At 65.3% G+C, this 19081-nt stretch carries 14 protein-coding genes and 1 tRNA gene; 6 read left to right on the top strand and 9 right to left on the bottom strand.

Annotation, left to right across the window (positions count from 1 at the left end; translation table 11 throughout):
• Nucleotides 1–4: 4 nt before the first annotated feature.
• The 4 genes from QX128_RS15115 to QX128_RS15130 form a co-directional block, all read right to left on the bottom strand.
• Nucleotides 5–694 (bottom strand): Fe2+-dependent dioxygenase, encoded by a 690-nt coding sequence (locus QX128_RS15115; RefSeq protein WP_316237836.1) that lies wholly within the window; start codon nt 692–694, stop codon nt 5–7.
• A gap of 2 nt (nt 695–696) precedes the next feature.
• On the bottom strand, nt 697–3120 hold the full coding sequence (locus tag QX128_RS15120; protein WP_316237837.1) for a TonB-dependent receptor: 2424 nt from the start codon (nt 3118–3120) through the stop codon (nt 697–699).
• 259 nt (nt 3121–3379) lie between these two features.
• Nucleotides 3380–3640 (bottom strand): hypothetical protein, encoded by a 261-nt coding sequence (locus tag QX128_RS15125; RefSeq protein WP_316237838.1) that lies wholly within the window; start codon nt 3638–3640, stop codon nt 3380–3382.
• A 375-nt stretch (nt 3641–4015) separates the two neighbouring features.
• Complete coding sequence (locus tag QX128_RS15130) at nt 4016–4477, bottom strand: MarR family transcriptional regulator (protein WP_315803121.1); 462 nt, start codon at nt 4475–4477, stop codon at nt 4016–4018.
• Nucleotides 4478–4623: 146 nt separating this feature from the next.
• Between QX128_RS15130 and QX128_RS15135 the strand changes: the two genes are divergently transcribed.
• Entirely contained in the window at nt 4624–5805 is a 1182-nt protein-coding gene (locus QX128_RS15135; RefSeq protein ID WP_409997941.1) for an efflux RND transporter periplasmic adaptor subunit, read from the top strand.
• Nucleotides 5802–8948, top strand: coding sequence for a multidrug efflux RND transporter permease subunit (locus QX128_RS15140; RefSeq protein WP_316237839.1), 3147 nt, complete (start codon nt 5802–5804; stop codon nt 8946–8948). The genes QX128_RS15135 and QX128_RS15140 overlap by 4 nt, the downstream gene beginning before the upstream one ends.
• Before the next feature lie 26 nt (nt 8949–8974).
• On the opposite strand, the gene QX128_RS15145 is transcribed toward QX128_RS15140, so the two are convergent.
• On the bottom strand, nt 8975–11254 hold the full coding sequence (locus QX128_RS15145; RefSeq protein ID WP_316237840.1) for an arylsulfatase: 2280 nt from the start codon (nt 11252–11254) through the stop codon (nt 8975–8977).
• 168 nt (nt 11255–11422) lie between these two features.
• On the opposite strand from QX128_RS15145, the gene QX128_RS15150 reads away from it, so the two are divergent.
• From QX128_RS15150 to QX128_RS15160, 3 genes are all read left to right on the top strand, one after another.
• A complete protein-coding gene (locus tag QX128_RS15150; RefSeq protein ID WP_315803117.1) occupies nt 11423–12133 on the top strand; it encodes a TetR/AcrR family transcriptional regulator in 711 nt (236 codons plus the stop codon).
• Nucleotides 12134–12314: 181 nt separating this feature from the next.
• Nucleotides 12315–12388 (top strand) — tRNA-Gln (locus tag QX128_RS15155).
• A gap of 227 nt (nt 12389–12615) precedes the next feature.
• Nucleotides 12616–14844 (top strand): tetratricopeptide repeat protein, encoded by a 2229-nt coding sequence (locus QX128_RS15160; RefSeq protein WP_316237841.1) that lies wholly within the window; start codon nt 12616–12618, stop codon nt 14842–14844.
• A gap of 20 nt (nt 14845–14864) precedes the next feature.
• Here the strand turns inward: QX128_RS15160 and QX128_RS15165 are convergent, their stop codons facing one another.
• Nucleotides 14865–16202, bottom strand: coding sequence for a sulfotransferase (locus QX128_RS15165; RefSeq protein ID WP_316237842.1), 1338 nt, complete (start codon nt 16200–16202; stop codon nt 14865–14867).
• A 232-nt stretch (nt 16203–16434) separates the two neighbouring features.
• Here QX128_RS15165 and QX128_RS15170 point away from each other — a divergent pair, with 232 nt between their 5' ends.
• Complete coding sequence (locus tag QX128_RS15170) at nt 16435–16590, top strand: hypothetical protein (RefSeq protein ID WP_315803114.1); 156 nt, start codon at nt 16435–16437, stop codon at nt 16588–16590.
• 26 nt (nt 16591–16616) lie between these two features.
• Here QX128_RS15170 and QX128_RS15175 read toward each other — a convergent pair whose 3' ends face one another.
• The 3 genes from QX128_RS15175 to QX128_RS15185 all read right to left on the bottom strand — a co-directional run bounded on the left by QX128_RS15175 (nt 16617) and on the right by QX128_RS15185 (nt 18913).
• Nucleotides 16617–17135, bottom strand: a complete 519-nt coding sequence (locus QX128_RS15175) for a hypothetical protein (RefSeq protein ID WP_315803113.1) — start codon at nt 17133–17135, stop codon at nt 16617–16619.
• A 168-nt stretch (nt 17136–17303) separates the two neighbouring features.
• Nucleotides 17304–18221, bottom strand: coding sequence for a 3,4-dihydroxyphenylacetate 2,3-dioxygenase (gene hpaD / locus QX128_RS15180; protein WP_315827378.1), 918 nt, complete (start codon nt 18219–18221; stop codon nt 17304–17306).
• A gap of 170 nt (nt 18222–18391) precedes the next feature.
• On the bottom strand, nt 18392–18913 hold the full coding sequence (locus tag QX128_RS15185) for an Hsp20/alpha crystallin family protein (protein ID WP_315714485.1): 522 nt from the start codon (nt 18911–18913) through the stop codon (nt 18392–18394).
• Nucleotides 18914–19081: the final 168 nt, after the last annotated feature.

Below are 19081 nucleotides of genomic sequence, written 5' to 3' on the forward strand. Positions count from 1 at the left end.
CCCATTAGACCTCGGCCCACTGCCGGATCAGATTGTGATAGATGCCGGTCAGCTTGACAGCATCGGGATCGTCCCTCCCGAGGCGTTCCGCCAAGCTCTGAATCGCCGTGTCCAGATCGAAGATCATGCTCCGGACGTGGGCATCCCGTATCATGCTCTGCATCCAGAAAAAAGAGGCGACCCGGGCGCCGCGCGTGACCGGCGTGACCATGTGAAGGCTCGATGACGGATACAGCACCGCCTGCCCCGCGGGCAACTTGACTTCGTGTGAGCCGTAGGTGTCCTCGATCACAAGCTCGCCACCGTCATAGCTGTCGGGCTCGGCCAGGAACAAGGTCATCGACAGATCGGTGCGGATGCGCAGGCCTGTCAAGGGATCGCCGCGCACGGCATTGTCGACATGGATGCCGAAATGGTCGCCCCGCGCGGCGGTGTAGCGGTTGAACAAGGGCGGAAAGATCTGCAGCGGGATCGCCGCCGACAGGAAGCGCGGATTTTTCGTCAGCGCCGTGATGATGCGCTGGCCCAGCACCCGCGCCGCCTCGCCGCCGGGCGGCAATTGCTCGTTGCGCTTGACCATGGCCGACTGCGCCCCGGCCGTCGAGCGGCCGTCCTCCCACTCCGCCGCATCCATGATGCGGCGGAAGTCGGCGACCTCGTCTTTGGACAGAACGTCCGGGATGCAGATCAGCATGATCAGAACTTCGCAGTGGTGACGATGTAGAAGGCGCGCCCCGGGGCCACGGCGACGAACGGCACCGCGCTCCGATACAGCGTGTCGTAGTACAGCTTGTTGGTCAGGTTCTGCGCGTAGAGCTTCATCGTCCAGTTCTTGTCGAGCTGCTTCTCGACGAAGGCGTCGAAGCGCCAGTAGCTCGGCAGCTCGTTGCCGGTGTTGGCCGCGAAGGTGCCGCCATAGACCTTGGAGCGGTAGACCGCCTGCCCGCCGATCTCCCAGCCATTGTCGAACTTGTACTTCGACAGCATGCTGAACGACTGGTGCGCGATGTTGGCGAGCTGTAAGCCGATGTTGGAGGCGACGCCGCTCTGCGTGACCTTCGACTGCATCAGCACCAGGCCGCCGAAGATGCTCCAGCGATCGGTGAGCTTGCCTTCCGCCTCGATGTCGATGCCCTGGATGCGGTAGGCCGCGCCCGAGGTGAGCAGGCCGCCGACGGTCTCGCGCGCGTTGTCCTTGGTGGTCTGGAACAGCGCGGCTGAGACCAGCAGATGGCGGTCGACCAGCTCCCATTTGGTGCCGAGCTCGGCCGCCTTGTTGCGCTCCGGCCCGAGCAGGACGGCGGTGTTGGCGGGCACGCCGCCGTAGTCGGTGCCGGTGGCGTCGAGCTCGGAGCCGAACGGATTGGCCGAGGTCGCATAGGCCGCGTAGAGGCTGCCGATCGGCATCGGCTTGTAGACCAGGCCGACATTGTAGTTGACCAGGTCGGCGTTCATCTTGAGGTATTTCGGCGAGTTGGTCGACGAGCTCATGTTGTAGCCGTCATAGCGCACCCCGCCGTTGAGGATGATGATGTCCCGCCAATTGGCGGTGTCCATGGCGTAGACGCTGTTGGTGTTGACGCCGTAGCGCGTCGGATTGCCGGCCAGCGACGGCGTCGTGCTGAACGGGATGTAGGTGTATTGCGGCGAGTACACGTTGACGCCGGTGACGGCGCCATTGCTCGTCGAGCCACCGCCGAACAGCTCAGATGACAGTCCGGTGTAGCGGTCGATCGAGATGTTCTCGTTCGAGAATTCCGTGCCGAGCACGGCGGTGTGCTTGACGCCGCCGGTGTCGAGCTTGAACGTCGCATCGTTCTGGTTGGCCCAGACGTCCACCGTCTGGTAGCGGCTCTGCGCACTCGCCGTCGTGGTCCAGAGCAGCGGATTCGCGTTGGTCGTGTTCGGACCCTGCGGCAGCGTGCCGATATAGTTGAGAAGCGAGTGCTCGCCGCGGAACTTGCTGCTGAGGGTGATCGCCTCGTTGACCTTGTACTCGGCTGCGGCAGTGCCGAAATCCTGCCGCGCGGTCTGGAAGTCGCGATTGAGGAAGCCATACCAGGTGCCGCGCGGAATGCCGGCCGAGGTCACCGGCACGTTGCCCTGCTTGTAGTAGGGCACGCCGAAATCGGGATAGCCGGAGAGATCGGTGTGGACATAGTTGGTCGTGATCTTGAGATCGTCGATCGGCGTCCACTTGGTCGAGAGAAAGGCGCCCCAGCGGTCGTCGGTGACGAAATTGCGCCCGGCGACGTTGGAGTCCTGGAACAGGCCGCCGGTGCGCACCGAGACGGTCGGCGAGATCACCTGGTTGACGTCGAGCGTGACGCGCTTCTGCTGATCGGTGCCGAACTCGGTATCCATCCGCTTGAAGTTGGTGTCGCCGGCCTGCTTGGTGACGATGTTGATGGCACCGCCGGCGGTGCCGCGCCCGGCATAGGACGACGCCGGGCCGCGCAGGATCTCGATCTGCTCGGTGAAGAAGTTCTCGCGGATCGACACCGCGGGATCACGGATGCCGTCGATGAACACGTCGTTACGGGCATCGAAGCCGCGGATGAAGAAGCGGTCACCGAATGCGTTGCCGCCCTCGCCCGAGCCCAGCGTGACGCCGGCGGTCGAACGGCCGATCTCCTTGAGCGCCGTGACGTGCTTGTCGGCAAGCACCTCCTTGCTCATCACCGTGATCGTCTTCGGCGTGTTGAGCAGCGGCTCGGGAAACTTGCCCGACGCCTGCACGCGGTTGACCTTGTAGGGCTCGGCTGCGTCCGCGTAGGGGTTGGCGTCCGGCGCGGACAGCCCGCCCGCGTTCGGGAACGCCACCGCGGCCTGCTGCGCCGCCTGCTGGCGGGCCGCCGCGCGGCGCAGGGCATTGCGCGCGCGGACCTGCTCGGCGGTCGGCTTGGAGGACGTCGGCTTGGCCCGCGCGATCGGCGCATCGACGTTGACGGGCGGCAGGTCGGACGCCGGCTGCGCCGCCTCGGCCGACGACATCGATGCCACCGCCATCAGCCCGGCCACCGCCGACACCTTGGTGACGGAGGGCCCCTCTCCTCGTCCGTCATTGAACTTCATCGCTGCGATCCCACGCAGCGAACGCGGTGCTCTCACCTGTCCCATTTATTTTCACGCGCCCCAGATTTTCATTCCACGTCGCTCACGCGGATCATTCGCAGCGCGACGATGTGTCGTTGGTATCGGGCGCGTTTCAGGGGGTCAATTTGAGGAGCCCTAATTTGGCCTTGAATAGTTCCAGATCAAAACAATTCTAAAAATGCTCAACTAACAACATACGGAACTTGAAATCGTTCTAAACAGCGCGATTTTGACTCGCGCTGTCGTCGAATCACCACTGCGTCGCGCGCAACTCCGGCGCAGGTCAGTTCGACGAGCCAGCCGGCTCGTCGCTGCTCGGCGGCTTCATCAACGAGAACAGCTCGTCTACGGTCTGCACCGCGATCTGGCGCACGCGGTCGGAATCATCGATCCCCGCGATCCGCACGCCCTTGACGACGGCCCTGATCTCATCGCGAAAATCGCTCAGGAAGCGCAAGGGATCGCGCTGCTCGTTGGCGACGCGCGCGATCAGGCCAGTGACCAGGATCTGGCACGCGAGCATCTTTCCATTCAGTTCTTCCATCGTGAGCTCCCCATTCGCTATCGTCGCACGGCGCATCGTCGGACGACGCGGCCTCGCTCCGGTTGAATCCTGCCGCTGCCCGACGGCGCCATGACGGCGGCCGGACTCATCGGCTTCTAATCAGCTCCCATCGGGCGCGACAAGACGGCGAGAATAGGTCGGAGTGCGGCGTTAGCACGAGAGACCCGCGCGGCCCGCGAATGGTCCGGAGCGGCGCGCTGCCCGACGATGGCGGCAGAGGATCGCCACAGACCGCCCTGCTCTCGCGCAGGCCACGCTGCGCGGCAAGGCCAAGCTTGTCCGCGGCTTTTCGCACTCAAGATGTTTTACGATACGACACAACTCAAGATGAGACCGGTCTGCGCTGCGGCTCGGCTATTTGAGCGCCACCTCGGCTTTCGGATCGGACAGCGTCTTGATCCGATCCTTCAGGTCCCTGAGCGTCGACAGGCTGGTGGCGACGGCCTCGTCCGGAATGTCGTGCAGAACGTCGCCGGCGATCGCATCGCGCAGCTCGTCGAGATCATCGACGAGCTCTCGTCCCGCGGCGGTGAGATGGAGACGGTTCGCGCGGCGATCCCTCGGATCGTGCCTGCGCTCCAGCAACCCCTGCTCCACCAGCCTGTCGAGCAGACGCACCAGTGAAATCGGCTGCAGTTCCAGCACTTCTGCGAGATCGACCTGTGACATCCCCTCATGCGCGCGCAGCCGAAACAGCACCACCCATTGGGCGCGGGTCGTGCCGCGCTGTTTGGCACGATGATCAATATAGTTGCGCAGGATGCGCGAGCTTTCGACAAGCTGCGTAACGAGCTGCCGTCTCATATCCAGCGACATGGCTGTGAACTCCCTTGCGATCCCTCGAAGCTTGCCGATTGTTTAGGTTTGTCCACGCGCTCGTGTGTTTACACATTAATTGCGTGCGTACTATATCTGGCATGCTGGGAATGGTTTTAAAGACCGGTTATCCTGTTCGTCTCAGCATGTGGGCCAGCATGAAGACATCACGAACCCTCGGTTGGATCCTGCTTGTCGCGGCTCTCGGCGGCGCCGGCTATTATGGCTGGCAGCGTCATCAGGGCGCCGAGGCAGCGAAGAAGACCGCTGAGCAGAAATCGGCCCGACCGCAGGCGGTTCGGGTCTCGACCGTGCCGGTCGAGAAGACGGACTTTCCGGTCTTCCTCACCGGCCTGGGGACCGTGCAAGGCTTCAACACCGTCCAGGTCCGCACCCGCGTCGACGGCCAGATCGACAAGATCGCCTTCACCGAAGGCCAACTCGTCAAGGAAGGCGACCTGCTGGTCGAGATCGACCCGAGGCCGTTCCAGGCCGCGCTCGACCAGGCCAAGGCCAAGCGGGCGCAGGACGAGGCCAATCTCAACAACGCCAATCTCGACCTGCAGCGCACCACCAAGCTCGGCGAGTTCGCGACCCGGCAGCAGCAGGACACCCAGCGCGCCACCGTCGCACAGCTCACGGCGCAGATCGCCGCCGACGACGCCGCGATCGCCAATGCCCAGACCCAGCTCAGCTACACCCAGGTCAAGGCGCCGATCTCCGGGGTCGCCGGCCTCCGCCAGGTCGACATCGGCAACATCGTCAACGCCTCGAGCCAGACCGGCATCGTCTCGATCGCGCAGATCGAACCGATCGCGGTGATCTTCACCGCGCCGGAAGAGCAGTTGCCCTACATCAACGAGGCGCAGAAGACCGCCCCGTTGAAGGTGATCGCGTTCACCACCGACGGCAGGAAGCAGCTCGCCGAGGGCAAGCTGATGGTCGTGAACAACCAGGTCGACACGTCCAGCGGAACGATCCGGCTGAAAGCGGTGTTCGACAACAAGGACCACGTGCTGTGGCCCGGACAGTCGGTCTCGACGCGGCTCCTGGTGCGGACGCTGAAGGACGCCACGGTGGTTCCTGACGACGCGGTCCAGCATTCGACCAGCGGGCTGTATTCCTACACGGTGAGCCCGGACAACAAGGCCGAGCTGCGCAAGGTGAAGGTCGGCGTTTCGCTCGATGGCCGGACAGTCGTCGAAGAGGGTCTGACGCCCGGCCAGCAGGTGATTACCGGCGGTCAATTCAAAGTGCAGCCAGGCTCGGTCGTGACCACCGCGGTGGCCAGCTCGGAGCCGGCGCCAGCTAAGGTCCGGCAGGAATGAACGGCGGCGGCATCTCGGCACCCTTCATCAAATACCCCATCGGCACCTCGCTGCTGATGGCAGGTATCCTGTTCATCGGCTTGGTCGCCTACCCCCTGCTGCCGGTCGCACCGCTGCCGCAGGTCGACTTCCCGACCATCCAGGTGACCGCCAATCTGCCGGGCGCCAGCCCTGAGACCATGGCGACCTCGGTCGCCCAGCCGCTGGAGCGGCAATTCGCACAGATCCCCGGCATCGCCCAGATGACGTCGACCAGTTACCTGGGCACCGCATCGGTCACGATCCAGTTCGACCTGAATCGCAATATCGACGGCGCCGCCAACGACGTCCAGGGCGCCATCAACGCCGCCTCGGGCCAGTTGCCCAAGACCCTGCCGTCGCCGCCGACCTACCGCAAGGTCAACCCGGCGGACGCGCCGATCCTGATTTTGTCCGCCACGTCCGAGACGCTGCCGCTGACGACGGTCTCCGACTCCGTCGATGCGCAGCTCGCGCAGCAGATCAGCCAGATCTCGGGTGTTGCCCAGGTGATCATCGGCGGCCAGCAGAAGCCGTCGATCCGTATCCAGATCGACCCGGCCAAGCTGGTCGCCAAGGGCCTCTCGATGGAGGACGTGCGCAGCCAGATCGCGATCACCACGGTGGACAGCCCGAAGGGCAACATCGACGGCGAGCGTCGGGCCTACACCATTTACGCCAATGACCAGCTCACCGAGTCGAAGGACTGGAACGACGTCATCATCGCCTACCGCAATGGCGGTCCGTTGCGCATCCGTGACATTGGCCGGGCGGTGACCGGACCGGAGGATGCCAAGCAGGCCGCCTGGGCCAACGGCAAGCGCGGCGTGTTCCTGGTGGTCTTCAAGCAGCCTGGCGCCAACGTCATCGAAACCGTCGACAAGATCAAGGCGACGCTGCCGCGCCTGGTTGCGGCGATCCCGCCGGCCATCAAGGTCGAGCTGATGTCGGATCGCACGACGACCATCCGCGCCGCGGTCGAGGACGTCCAGTTCACGCTGCTCCTGACCATCTTTCTGGTGGTCATGGTCATCTTCATCTTCCTGCGCAGCTTCTGGGCCACGGTGATCCCGACGATCACCGTGCCGCTCGCCCTGCTCGGCGCCTGCGCGATGATGTGGGGGGTCGGCTATTCACTCGACAACCTCTCGCTGATGGCGCTGACGATCGCGGTCGGCTTCGTCGTCGACGACGCCATCGTCATGCTCGAGAACATCTCTCGCTATGTCGAGGAAGGCGAGTCCCCGATGGCTGCCGCCTACAAGGGGGCCAAGGAGATCGGCTTCACCATCGTCTCGATCTCGATCTCGCTGGTCGCCGTGCTGATCCCGCTCTTGCTGATGGGCGGCATCATCGGGCGCCTGTTCCGCGAATTCGCGGTCGTGCTGGCGATGACGATCTTCGTCTCGATGTTCGTCTCGCTGACGTTGACGCCGATGATGGCCTCGCGTTTCCTGCGCGGCGGCCACCAGGCTCATGGCAAATTCTACCAGTGGAGCGAGCGCGGCTTCGAGGCGCTGCTCAGGGCCTACGAGAAGGGATTGGACATCGCACTGCGCTGGCGCTTCACCACGCTGATGGTGTTCTTCGCCACGCTCGGCCTGTCGATCTACCTGTTCGTGCTGATCCCCAAGGGTTTCTTCCCGCAGCAGGACAACGGCCTGATCACCGCCGCGTCGGAGGCGTCGCAGGACATCTCCTTCAAGGCGATGCAGTCGCGCCAGGAGGCGCTGGCCAAGATCGTGCAGGATGATCCGGGCGTGGCCAGCGTCGCAATGGCGATCGGCGGCTCCGGCCGCGCCGGCAATACCGGCAATCTGTTCATCACCTTGAAGCCGCGTGACGAGCGTGATGCATCGGCGCAGCAGATCATCACACGCCTGAGGCCGCAGCTGGAGAAGGTCGAGGGAGCCCGGCTCTACATGCAGGCCGCGCAGGACGTCCGCCTCGGCGGCCGGCCGTCCCGAACCCAGTTCGAGTTCACGCTGCAGGACTCCAATCTCTCCGAGCTCAACGAGTGGGCGCCGAAGATCCTGGAGAAGATGCGCTCGCTGCCGCAGCTGCGCGACGTCGCCACCGACCAGCAGGCCGACGGCACCACCGTGCAGCTCACGATCAACCGCGACACCGCCTCGCGCTACGGCATCTCGCCGCAGCTGATCGACGACACGCTGTATGACGCCTTCGGCCAGCGACAGGTCGCGCAGTACTTCACCCAGCTCAACTCCTACCGCGTGATCCTGGAGATCCTGCCTGAGCTGCAGGGCAATATCGACACGCTCAACAAGCTCTACGTGAAATCGCCGACCACCGGCGACCAGGTGCCGCTCTCGACCTTCGCCAGTTGGACCAACGTGCCGGTGAGGCCGCTGTCGATCAGCCACCAGGGTCAGTTCCCGTCGATCACGATCAGCTTCAACCTCGCCCAGGGCGTCGCGCTCGGCCAGGCCACCGATGCGGTGCAGCGCGCGATGGTCGAGCTCGGCGCGCCCGCAACCTTGAACTCGAGCTTCCAGGGCACCGCGCAGGCGTTCCAGCAGTCGCTGTCGACCGTGCCGCTCTTGATCCTCGCCGCCCTCGTCGTGGTCTATCTGATCCTCGGCATCCTCTACGAGAGCTACATCCACCCGATCACGATTCTCTCGACGCTGCCCTCGGCCGGCGTCGGCGCGCTCGCGATCCTGATGGCGTTCGGCTACGATTTCAGCCTGATTGCGCTGATCGGCGTCATTCTCCTGATCGGCATCGTGAAGAAGAACGGCATCATGATGGTCGACTTCGCCATTGCCGCCGAACGCGACCAGCACCTGCCGCCCGAGCAGTCGATCCGCCAAGCCGCCCTGCTGCGCTTCCGTCCGATCATGATGACGACGATGGCAGCCCTGCTCGGCGGCGTGCCTCTGATGCTCGGCAACGGCACCGGCTCGGAGATCCGCCAGCCACTCGGTTATGCGATGGTCGGCGGCCTGATCGTCAGCCAGATGCTGACGCTGTTCACGACGCCGGTGATCTATCTCTATCTCGACAAGGTCAACAACGCCTTCGCGCGCTGGGGGCGCGCGCATATCGACCACGAGCCCGACGCGGCCGCTCTCGGCGGCGCCGTGAAGGAAGCGGCGGAATAACGATCCGCCGCTTCCCTGGTCGTCAACTATTGTCGCGCCATCTCGGCGTTGCCGACGCTTTCGCCATCCAGGCTCTGCTCGTTCTGCATCGTCACGGTCACGTGCGACAGCCGTCCGGTGAATGCGAACGGCGCCGCGTAGTCCGACACCGGGCTGCCGCGGTCGTGGCCGATGTCGAGCCCCGACCATGAGATCAGCGTGTGAAAGGCCAGCTGCGTCGTCAACGCGCCGGCCTCCTCGCCGTCGATCAGCAGCGTGTACTGGCTCAGGCCGGTGCGCGCGCCCTTGGCCGGCTCGGTCTGCCGCCTCAGACGTTCGACGCGCACGCCCAGGCGATGCGATCCCGCCGGCACCGGGCGGGCCGATCTGACGATCTCGTGGCGGCCGCCGATGTTGAGATCGTGCACGAGATGGCCGTCCTTGACGTAGAGGCTGTAGCCTGACGTGGCATCGCCATGGGCGATCAGTACGCCGGATGCGCCCTCTGCATCGATCTCGACATGGGCCTCGATCAGATAGTCGCGGCTGCGCACGTCGGGGGCGACGTCGGTCGGCACATGGCCCATGCCGGCGTGGAACGTGAAGCGCGTACGCGCACCGTGGAAACGCGCGGCGTTCTCGGCAAAGCGCGGGCCGAAGCGATCGTCGAGCGGCAGCACCTGGTGCGCCTCCGCCTGCTCCCACCACAGCTTCACCAGTGCCGCGAGCCGCTCCGGCTCGGCGGCGGCGAGATCATGCGTCTCGGAGAAATCCTGCGCCAGATGGAATAGCTCCCATTTGTCGTTGTCGAACGGCGTACCGGTGGGGTGAAACGCCACCGCCTTCCAACCGTCGTGCCAGAGGCCGCGATGGCCGAACATCTCGAAATATTGCGGCACGGGCTTCGACGGCGCGGACGGATCGGTGATGGAGGCGGCGAAGCTCACGCCCTCGAGCGGCATCTGCGGCACACCCGCGATCGTGGCCGGCGCATCGATGCCGATCAGGTCGAGCAGGGTCGGCACGAGGTCGCAGGCATGGACGAACTGGTGGCGGACTTCGCCGCGCGCCGCGATGCGCTGCGGCCAGGAGACGATGAAGGGATCGCGGATGCCGCCGCCATGGGTGTTCTGCTTGTAGCGGCGCAGCGGCGTGTTCGACGCCATCGCCCAGCCATGCGGGAAGTTCGCGTGCGTATCCGGCCCGCCGATGTCGTCGATCCGCGCGAGCTTCTCGGCGACCGGCTCCGGCTTGAAGTTGAATGGTCCCATCGCGTTGACGAAGCCGAGCGGCCCGCCCTCCTGGCTGGCGCCATTGTCGGACATGACGATCACGAGCGTGTTGTCGCGCTGGCCGGTCTTGTCGAGAAAGGCGAGCAGCCGCGCCAGGTGCTGGTCGGCATGATCGAGCATGCCGGCGAAGGCCGATTGCAGCCGGGTGAAGACGCGCCGTTCGTCGTCGGAATGCGCGTCCCAGGCCTTCACGCCGTCATTGCGCGGCGGCAGATCGGTATTTTCCGGCACCAGCCCCATCGCCTTCTGCCGCGCCAGCCGCTGCGCGCGCTCGGCGTCCCAGCCATGAGCGAAGGCCGGGTCGTAGCTCTCGATGATCTCGCGGGGCGCCTGGTGCGGCGCGTGGCAGGCACCGAGCGCGAGCCAGGTCAGCCACGGCAATTCCGGTCGGTCGGCGGTGTGGTCGGCGATGAAGCGAATGGTCTGATCGACCAGATCGGCAGTCAGGTGATAGCCGTCGGCGTAGCTGCCGGGCGGACTGACAGGGGTGTTGTCGAGCACGAGCTCCGGCGCATATTGATCGGTTTCGGCGTCGAGGAAGCCGTAGAAGCGGTCGAAGCCGCGCCCCAGCGGCCAGCCGTCGAACGGCCCGGTCGCGCCGCTCTCGGTCAAGGGCGTCACGTGCCACTTGCCGACCATGTAGTTGCGATAGGCATGGGTGCGCAGCATCTCCGCCAGCGTCCCTGCCTCGCGCGCGATCTTGCCGCGATAGCCGGGATAGCCCGAGTCGAAATTGGCAAGGCAGCCGACGCCGACCGAATGATGGTTGCGGCCGGTGAGGAGCGCCGCCCGCGTGGTCGAACACATCGCGGTGGTGTGGAAGCCCGAATAGCGCAGGCCCTGCGCGGCCAGCGCGTCGATCGCGGGGGTGCGGATGGGCGAGCCGTAGCAGCCGAAATCGGAAAAGCCGACATCGTCGAACAGCACCACCAGGATGTTGGGCGCGCCCTTCGGCGGCTGCTGCGGCGCCGGCCACCACGGCCTGGAGCCTGCAATGGTCCTGCCGATCGTGCCACCGAATGCGGGCTCGCTCATGCCTCGTCCTCCCTCTTGCTCGCGTCCCGGCCGCGCCTGGCAGCCCGCACGAGTTGTATCGTTCTGATGGCTCTGGGATCCGCGACGTCCCGGGCAGGGGCGGCACGGCCAGGCTTGCCTCAGATCATAATCATAATTATGATTATTGTTCTAGAGGGAGCCAGCGACATGCCTCAGCGGATCGCGCCGGACCACCTGCCCGGCGTCACCCCGTCGCGGCAGCAGCGCAGCCGCGAGACGACGCTTGCCCTGCTGACGGCCGGCGCGGAGCTGCTGCACACGCGCGGCCTCGCGGAGCTGTCGATCAGCGACCTCTGTGCGCATATCGGGGCAACGGTCGGCGCCTTCTACAGCCGGTTCGACAGCAAGGAGGCCTACTTCAACGCCCTGCTCTCGCTCACCCTGGCGGACGGGCGGAAGCAGCTCTTGAGACTCCAGCCGCCCGATCCCGCCCGCGCGGGCGACCTGAACCGGCAATGCCACCTGCTGGTGCGCGGCACCGTGCTGTGGATGCGCCGTCACAAGGGCGTGCTGCGCGCCGCGCTGGTGCGCAGCGAGCGCGGCGCGAACCACTGGAGCGGCTTCAAGGAGCTGGCACAGGCACTGTCGGAGCGTGCGGCGCTGCTGCTGCCTGGGGGCGGGCGCGCCGGCGCGGCGTCGCGCACGCGGTCGGGAACAGCGGACGCGCGAAAGACGGTCGCGTTCGGCGTCCAGGTCGTGCTCGGCACCCTGGTGAACGCCATCCTCAACGATCCCGGCCCGCTGTCGATCGACGACGACGAGATCGCGGAACGGCTCGGCGCCTGCCTGGTCCTGCTGGTGCGCGGCGGCCCGGACGGCGCGCCGCGAAAGCCGCGGGCCGCGAGAGCCGAGCGCTAGACCCGGCCAGCCCGTGGCGCGACGGGCGGCAGAGCACGTTGGAAATCCGTCATCCAGCGGCTTGCCAAAGCCTGATACATGCGGGTAGAAGGACGCGTCGCCGCCGCCCGAGCTTTGCCGGCCGGCGCGCAGAACGGTGCCAAACAGTCCGGCAATTGCTTGAAACTGCAGGGCATTCCGTTGGGGAATGGTGTAACGGTAGCACAACAGACTCTGACTCTGTTTGTCTTGGTTCGAATCCAGGTTCCCCAGCCAGCTTGATCATTGCCGCGACGGCTTGAAGCTCCACCGCCTCGTCCTTGTGATCTGAGAAGCATCCGGCTCGGTTTTGCCCTACGCCCGAGATTGCATGCCCATGCGGGACACGCTGCGGCGTCCGCCCCTTCGGCACGCGGTCCCGCGCGTTAACGTCTGCTCATTGCGAATCGGCGAGAACGGAACAACCATTGCGAGCAATGGACCGGTTCCGTGGAGGAAAGCACTTGCAAAGCAGCGTCGGCTCCCGCGCCTTCCAGAACGCAAGGCTGCAAAAGCGGGCCAAGAAGCAGGCGGACGTGCTGCTGCCGGCGGCGGTCAAGGCCTACCGCGAGGGCCGGCATCCGGAGGCTCAGGCCCTGTGCCAGCAGATCCTGCAGGACCTGCCGCACCATTTCGGAGCCCTGCATCTGCTCGGCGTGTCCGAACGGGACTGCGGCCGCTTCGACCAGTCGGTGCGCGTGCTGACACGCGCGACCGAGATCGACCCGCGCTCGGCCGACGCCCAGTCTGATCTCGGCCTGTCGCTGTCCCGGCTCGGCCGCCACGAGGACGCTCGCGCCCGCTTCGAGCGCGCCATCGCGCTCAGGCCGAACTTCCCGGCCGCGCTCACGCATCTGGGCAACGCGCTGATGAGCCTCTTCCGTTTCGAGGAGGCGATCTCAGCGCATGACCGCGCCATTGCCCTGAAGCCCGACTATGCCGAGGCCTACGCTAATCGCGGCATGGCGCTGCTGTTCACGAGCCGCAACGACGAGGCCGGTCAGAACTTCGATCGCGCGCTGGCGCTGCAGCCGCGGTTGCTGACGGCCCTGTTCGGCAAGGGCGTGGCCAGCATGAACCTGCGGGAGTTCGATTCCGCGCTGGCCGCGCTGGATGCGGCGCTGGCGATCAATCCGAAGGCCGCCGCCGTGCTCGCCCAGCGCGGCCGGGCGTATCAGGAGATGTGCAAGTTCGACCAGGCGGAAGCCGATTTCGACGCCGCGCTCGCGCTCGAGCCGCTGCTGGAAGAAGCACTTTGCGGCAAGGCCGCGGTGACTCTCGTCCATGGCAATATCGCGCTCGCGATCTCCGTTATCAACAAGGTGCTGGCACAGAACCCGGACTCGGAGATCGCCTGGACCCTGCTCGGCGTCTGCGCTGCAGCGCAGGGCGACACCGCCACGGCGATCGAACATTACGACCGGGCTCTCGCGATCCGACCGAACCATGAGGACGCGATCACCAAGAAGATCTTTGCGCTGGATTTCCTGCCCGACACCGGGGTGGAACGTCTTCAGGAAGCGCGGAGATATTGGTGGGATGCGATCGGCTCGCGATTGGAGCGCCGCTCGCTCGGCGTGCGAAACATCGACCCCGACCGGCGGCTTGTCGTCGGCTACGTCTCGTCCGATTTCCGCGACCATTCAGCGGCCTTTGCCTTCCTCCCCCTCCTGCGCCACCACGATCGCAACAAGTTCGAAATCCTCGCCTATTCCTGTTCGCCGATGAAGGATGCCAAGACCGACCTGTGCCGCTCGCTGGTCGATCGCTTTGTCGACGCCTCGCTGTGGGGCGACGACAAGCTCGCCGATCAGATCCAGGCCGACAAGGTCGACATCCTCGTCGACCTCTCGGGGCATTCCGCCGGCCACCGGCTCACGATGTTTGCGCGCAAGCCCGCCCCGGTCCAGGTCTCGGCCGTCGGCAGCGTCACCGGGACGGGCCTGCCCGTCATTGATTATCTGCTGGCCGATCCGGTGACGATTCCACCCGCAGTCCGGCATCTGTTCGCCGAGAAGATCTACGACCTGCCGTCGCTGATCACGATCGAACCCCCGCCTCCCATTCCGCCATCGCCGCTGCCGATGCTTCGTAACGGCCACGTCACCTTCGGCGTGTTCAATCGCATCGACAAGATGTCCGAACCTGCTCTCAGACTCTGGTCGCAGCTGATGGCTGCAACGCCCGGCTCGATCATCGTCGTCAAGAACCACTCGATGGGCGATCCCCTGCTGCGCGACCGATTGGTTGCACGCTTCGTCGCTCACGGCATTACCGCGGACCGCGTCCGTTTTGCAGGAAAGACGACGCGCCAGGAGCATCTTGCGATGTTCGCCGAGATCGACATCTCGCTCGATCCGTTCCCGCAGAATGGCGGCATCTCGACCTGGGAATCGCTGCAGATGGGCGTGCCTGTGGTCACCAAGCTCGGCAGCGGCCCTGCCGCCCGCGCGGGCGGCGCGATCGCCAAGGCAGTGGGCCTGGACGCGTGGGTCGCCGATGACGACGAAAGCTATCTCGCGACAGCGCTGAAATTCTGCTCGCGGCCTGCCGAGCTTGCCGCGCTACGCGCCGAGCTGCCGGCCAGGGTCTCGCATTCAGCGGCCGGAAACGGCGCGCTCTACACGCAGCATGTGGAACAGGGATATCGGACGTTCTGGCGCGACTATTGCCGGCAAGCGCCGATCCGCTAGCGTTTCCTGTTTTGATTGGATCAGGACCGACCGGGCCGGCAGAGCCTCGCGCCCGTGCGCCGTTCCACCCATGCGAGATACTCTTCCGACCGGGCTAGCACCTGCGCCCGCGACAATCCGAATTGCTCGAGCGAGTAGACATGCTTGAAACGGCGGCTGATGGACTCCGCCTGCAAGTGCCGTCGCATGAGGGTCTCGAACTCGCCCGTGAAATCGTAGCCGAACTTCGCATAGATGGTGCGAACGGTCGCGATCGGGTCGCGAGTCAAATCCTCGAACAGGACATCGATGAATTGGCCGGATCTCGCCTCCTCGTCGGCCTGCATCATCCGGGCCATCGACTGCTCGAACAGCTCGAGCATGCGCTGGCCGAGGTCGTGGGCATCGAGGCGCGGCGTATAGGCGATCTGCATCTGCGCGATCAGGCTGGCGAGGGCCGGAATGATCTGGCAGGGATCCCGATGCAGCCGAACGATCCGTGCGTCGGGAAAGCTCTTGAACAGCACCGGAAAGAACTGCGCATGAGCCAGCGACTTGCTGACCCAGTGCCCGCCGCGATGAAACAGTTGCAGGTGCTGAACCTGACGTCTGTAGCCGGCGTACAGCATGTCCAACTCTGACGGACTCACCCCTCGGAACCATTGCCAATAGTCCGGTGACCTCAGCCCGAGGATCATGTGCTGCGGGCCGTGCCACATCATGAGCTGGCACTCCTCGGGGGCCGCGGGGGCGAACTCATGGATCTTGTGCAGATCCGGCATCACGGCCGACCTAAAATCGGCGTGCACGCGAAGCCGGTCGATCCGCGGATCCGTCTCATACGTCTCCCGACGAGGCGGTGGCGACGGCTCCTGCAACTCCCAGAGCCGCGGTGCCCGCGCCTGGGGATCGAGGGCCAGCAGATGATGCAGAAACGTGCTTCCGGTCCGGCCGAAACCGACGAGAAACAGAGGCTTTGCAACGGGCACGTCGACGATGTCGGGGAAGTCGGCCACATCCTGCTCGAACTGAAGGTACCGCTCGAGCCAGCCATAGATGTAGTGGCTCGCCATGTAGCGGCCGAGATCGTCATAGTGGGTATCGCGTGCGATCGAGCCTGCCAGGCACCTGATCCCTTCGAGATGCAGTTCGCCGCGCGTCCCCAGCGGCACCGAGCCGACGCGGCTTTGCGCCAGGTCGAGCAACTGATCGACGTCCAGCACTTGCCTCGCGCCAAGTTCGCGATCCAGGGAGAGCATCCTCGTCAGGAGCTGTGCGGCCTTGGGCGAGCGCAGCTCTGGAGCGACGACGATGGTTTCGTCGGAATCGACTTTCCGGCGAGGCATGGAACGCTTCCCTGGGCGCGGTGAGGCGTCCATGCTAGCGAACGGCCCGCCCGATCACAACAGAGGCGCCGCGATCGAGGCTGAATGCGACGCTTGCGCTGCGTCGACGACGCTGTCCTGCCGGTCCCCGCCTCGCATCGTCTCCTCGACTTCACGATCTCGCCAAGGTGCGCCCGATCACGGAATTAACCCGTCATTCACCACGATCCTCATCCGGCCGGAACGATGCAATTTGCTTCAAATTGTCTGGCCAGGGAGACGGGACATGACCAAGCTGATGGACCTCGAAGACCAGATCGAACGCGCCGAGCGACTCGCGCGCAGCATCACCGACACGCTGACGATCGAGCGGCTGCGCCAGTTCGCGGCCGAGTGCCGGTGCGAGCGCGAGCGGCTGTCGCATCAACGCCACGCGGCCTGAAGGATCGCATCAGAGGGCGCAGCCGCTCACGAGCAGGTCGTCACCATGTTGGTGCAGAGCTGCCGCGTCCAGCCGACGCCTTTCTTGACGCGGATCCTGGCGAAGTCGCCGAAGCAGCCGAGCAGCTCGACCGCCTGGTCACCGCTCGCATGCGGGTCGAGCTTCGCGCTCGATGTGGCGTGATCGCGGTAGATCGCCGCGCCGTTCTGCAGGCCGCCGGCGCCGACGATGCTCCGATGCAGGAAGCCCCTGCCCTGAAAGATCACGGTCTCCTTGCCTTGCTCGACGTCGTTCAGCACGGCCCGGTCGATCTCGAACCAGTCACCCTGCTGCGCGGTGAGATGCACGACGATCCAGCCGTCGCTGGTCGGGTTCTTCAAGGCATTGACGATGCCGCCGCCTGGCTCCGCGCGGACATTGGCGCCGTTCGGATCGCGGTCGATGATGTCGGCCTCGACGTTGCAGGCCTCGCGATGCGGCACTTGCGCCGCCGCCATGCCCGGCACGATGAGCATCGCGGTCAGCAACAGAATTCTCGTCAGCATTGAGCGGTCACCGGCCTCCGGTCCATCCCGCATTGGTCGCGCCGCCGACGCCGCGGTTCAACACCGAGCAGATGGCGGCGACCAGCCGGGCTCACGGCGACCGCCGATCAGGTCTATCCGGAGGACATCATCGAGATGCACCGGCATCCGGAGGTCTGGTGAGCGGCGCTACAGCCGACCGCCCGCGAGCGCGGCGGCGCGCGGCCGGCCGACGTCGTCCAGCGCCTGCGGCATCGGTGAGACCGGAAACACCGCGTTGATCTGGCCCGTCCCTGATGACGGGAAGAACGGCGTCACCACCTCGACGCCGCGGTCGTAGTGGTTCCAGCCGAGCGCGCCCAGCAGCATGGCCGTATCGTGCATGAAGCCCTCGCCATGGCCCTTGCTGGCATATTCCGGCAGCATGTCGCAGAAATCCGGCCACTCGCCGTGCTCCCACATCTGGATCACCTCGTGGTCGAGCCGCTCCAGGAACGGGCTGAACATCCGGTCGCGATACTCGTCGGCGGTGCCGTTCTGGGCGAAGCGGTGGCTCAGCGAGCCCGAGGCGAAGAAGGCGACCGTGCCGTCGTAATGATCCTCGACCGCGCGGCGGAACGCCCAGCCGAGCTTGGCGCTGTCGGCGAGATAATGCGAGGTGCACAGCGCCGAGACGGAGACGACCTTGAAGTGGCGGTCGGGGTTCATGTAGCGCATCGGCACCAAGGTGCCGTATTCCAGCGCCAGCGACGTCGCATCGTGGGCCATGGTGGCAACACCATGGGCGTTGGCGCCCTCGGCGAGGATGTGGCCCAGCTCCGGGTTGCCGTCGTATTCATAGGTCATGTTGGCGATGAAGTGCGGCAGCTCGTTCGAGGTGTAGAGCCCTTCGAAATGCGGCGCGCAATTGATGTGGTAGCCGGCATTGACCAGCCAATGGGTGTCGAACACGACGATGGTGTCGACGCCGGCCTCGCGGCAGCGCCGGCCGATCTCGATATGACCGTCGATCGCCGACTGTCGCTTGCCCTTGGCCGGACCATCCAGCTCGCTGAGATACATCGACGGCACATGCGTGATCTTGGCCGCGAGTGCGAGCTTGCCCATCCTCTCGTCTCCCTTCCGGTCGTTCCCCGGTCCGGCATCGCCGACCGTTTGCTTGGGAGGCAGATTACCCCTGCAGCTCCGCGAAAAAAAGGGCCGCGCGCGCGGCCCTTCCTCGGCGTCCGATCCATCGTCTGTCCCATGATCATGGGACAGAAAGCCACAGGATGCGGTCACGCCGCCTTGATGTCGATGGTCTTGGCGGCCTTCTGTACCTCGGGTTTCTTCGGCAGGGTGACCTTGAGCACCCCCTGCTTGAACACGGCCTCGATCTTGTCGGTGTCGACGCCGTCGGGGATCTGGAAGGAGCGTTCGAACGAGCCGAAGCTGCGCTCACGGACGTAATAGTCCTTCTTCTTCTCCTCCTTGTCCTCCTGCTTCTCGCCCTTGATCGAGAGCACGCCGCTCGCAACCTTCACCTCGACGTTCTTCTCGTCGAGGCCGGGCAACTCAGCCGTGACCTCATAGGCATTGTCGTGCTCGGCGACGTCGACCGCCGGCGCCACGGCAAAGGACCGTGCGCGGGCCAGACCCGGCAGTTGGTCGAACAGCGACGGTGTGCGCCAGATTCCGCCATGGAAGTCCTCGAACACGCGATCGATCTCGCGGCGCAGGTTCTCGAACGGCCGCCATCCCTGCATGGAGGGCGCACCTGCCTTCTCGGTGTTGACGGGCAGCTTGGTAGGTTCAGCCATAACATCATCCTCCTGCTTCACGCGAGGATCAGGTCTGCAACGGCATGGGCGCGACCAATGTCATCCGACGAGATCGGCCGGCATCCGCTCCCTCGCGCTTGACGGGAAAGATATAGCCTGCACGCCCGGGTTCCAGATTGATTGCGATCAAATCGCTGAGCGGCCGGA

Origin of the sequence: Bradyrhizobium sp. SZCCHNR1015, assembly GCF_032489875.1 — a bacterium.
GTDB lineage: Bacteria > Pseudomonadota > Alphaproteobacteria > Rhizobiales > Xanthobacteraceae > Bradyrhizobium.

Coding starts and splice junctions, on each gene's coding strand:
- QX128_RS15125 (WP_316237838.1), bottom strand. CDS start 3,640: ATGGAAGAACTGAATGGAAAGATGCTCGCGTGCCAGATCCTGGTCACT.
- QX128_RS15115 (WP_316237836.1), bottom strand. CDS start 694: ATGCTGATCTGCATCCCGGACGTTCTGTCCAAAGACGAGGTCGCCGAC.
- QX128_RS15175 (WP_315803113.1), bottom strand. CDS start 17,135: ATGCTGACGAGAATTCTGTTGCTGACCGCGATGCTCATCGTGCCGGGC.
- QX128_RS15150 (WP_315803117.1), top strand. CDS start 11,423: ATGCCTCAGCGGATCGCGCCGGACCACCTGCCCGGCGTCACCCCGTCG.
- QX128_RS15140 (WP_316237839.1), top strand. CDS start 5,802: ATGAACGGCGGCGGCATCTCGGCACCCTTCATCAAATACCCCATCGGC.
- QX128_RS15120 (WP_316237837.1), bottom strand. CDS start 3,120: ATGGGACAGGTGAGAGCACCGCGTTCGCTGCGTGGGATCGCAGCGATG.
- hpaD (WP_315827378.1), bottom strand. CDS start 18,221: ATGGGCAAGCTCGCACTCGCGGCCAAGATCACGCATGTGCCGTCGATG.
- QX128_RS15130 (WP_315803121.1), bottom strand. CDS start 4,477: ATGTCGCTGGATATGAGACGGCAGCTCGTTACGCAGCTTGTCGAAAGC.
- QX128_RS15145 (WP_316237840.1), bottom strand. CDS start 11,254: ATGAGCGAGCCCGCATTCGGTGGCACGATCGGCAGGACCATTGCAGGC.
- QX128_RS15185 (WP_315714485.1), bottom strand. CDS start 18,913: ATGGCTGAACCTACCAAGCTGCCCGTCAACACCGAGAAGGCAGGTGCG.
- QX128_RS15170 (WP_315803114.1), top strand. CDS start 16,435: ATGACCAAGCTGATGGACCTCGAAGACCAGATCGAACGCGCCGAGCGA.
- QX128_RS15165 (WP_316237842.1), bottom strand. CDS start 16,202: ATGGACGCCTCACCGCGCCCAGGGAAGCGTTCCATGCCTCGCCGGAAA.
- QX128_RS15135 (WP_409997941.1), top strand. CDS start 4,624: ATGTGGGCCAGCATGAAGACATCACGAACCCTCGGTTGGATCCTGCTT.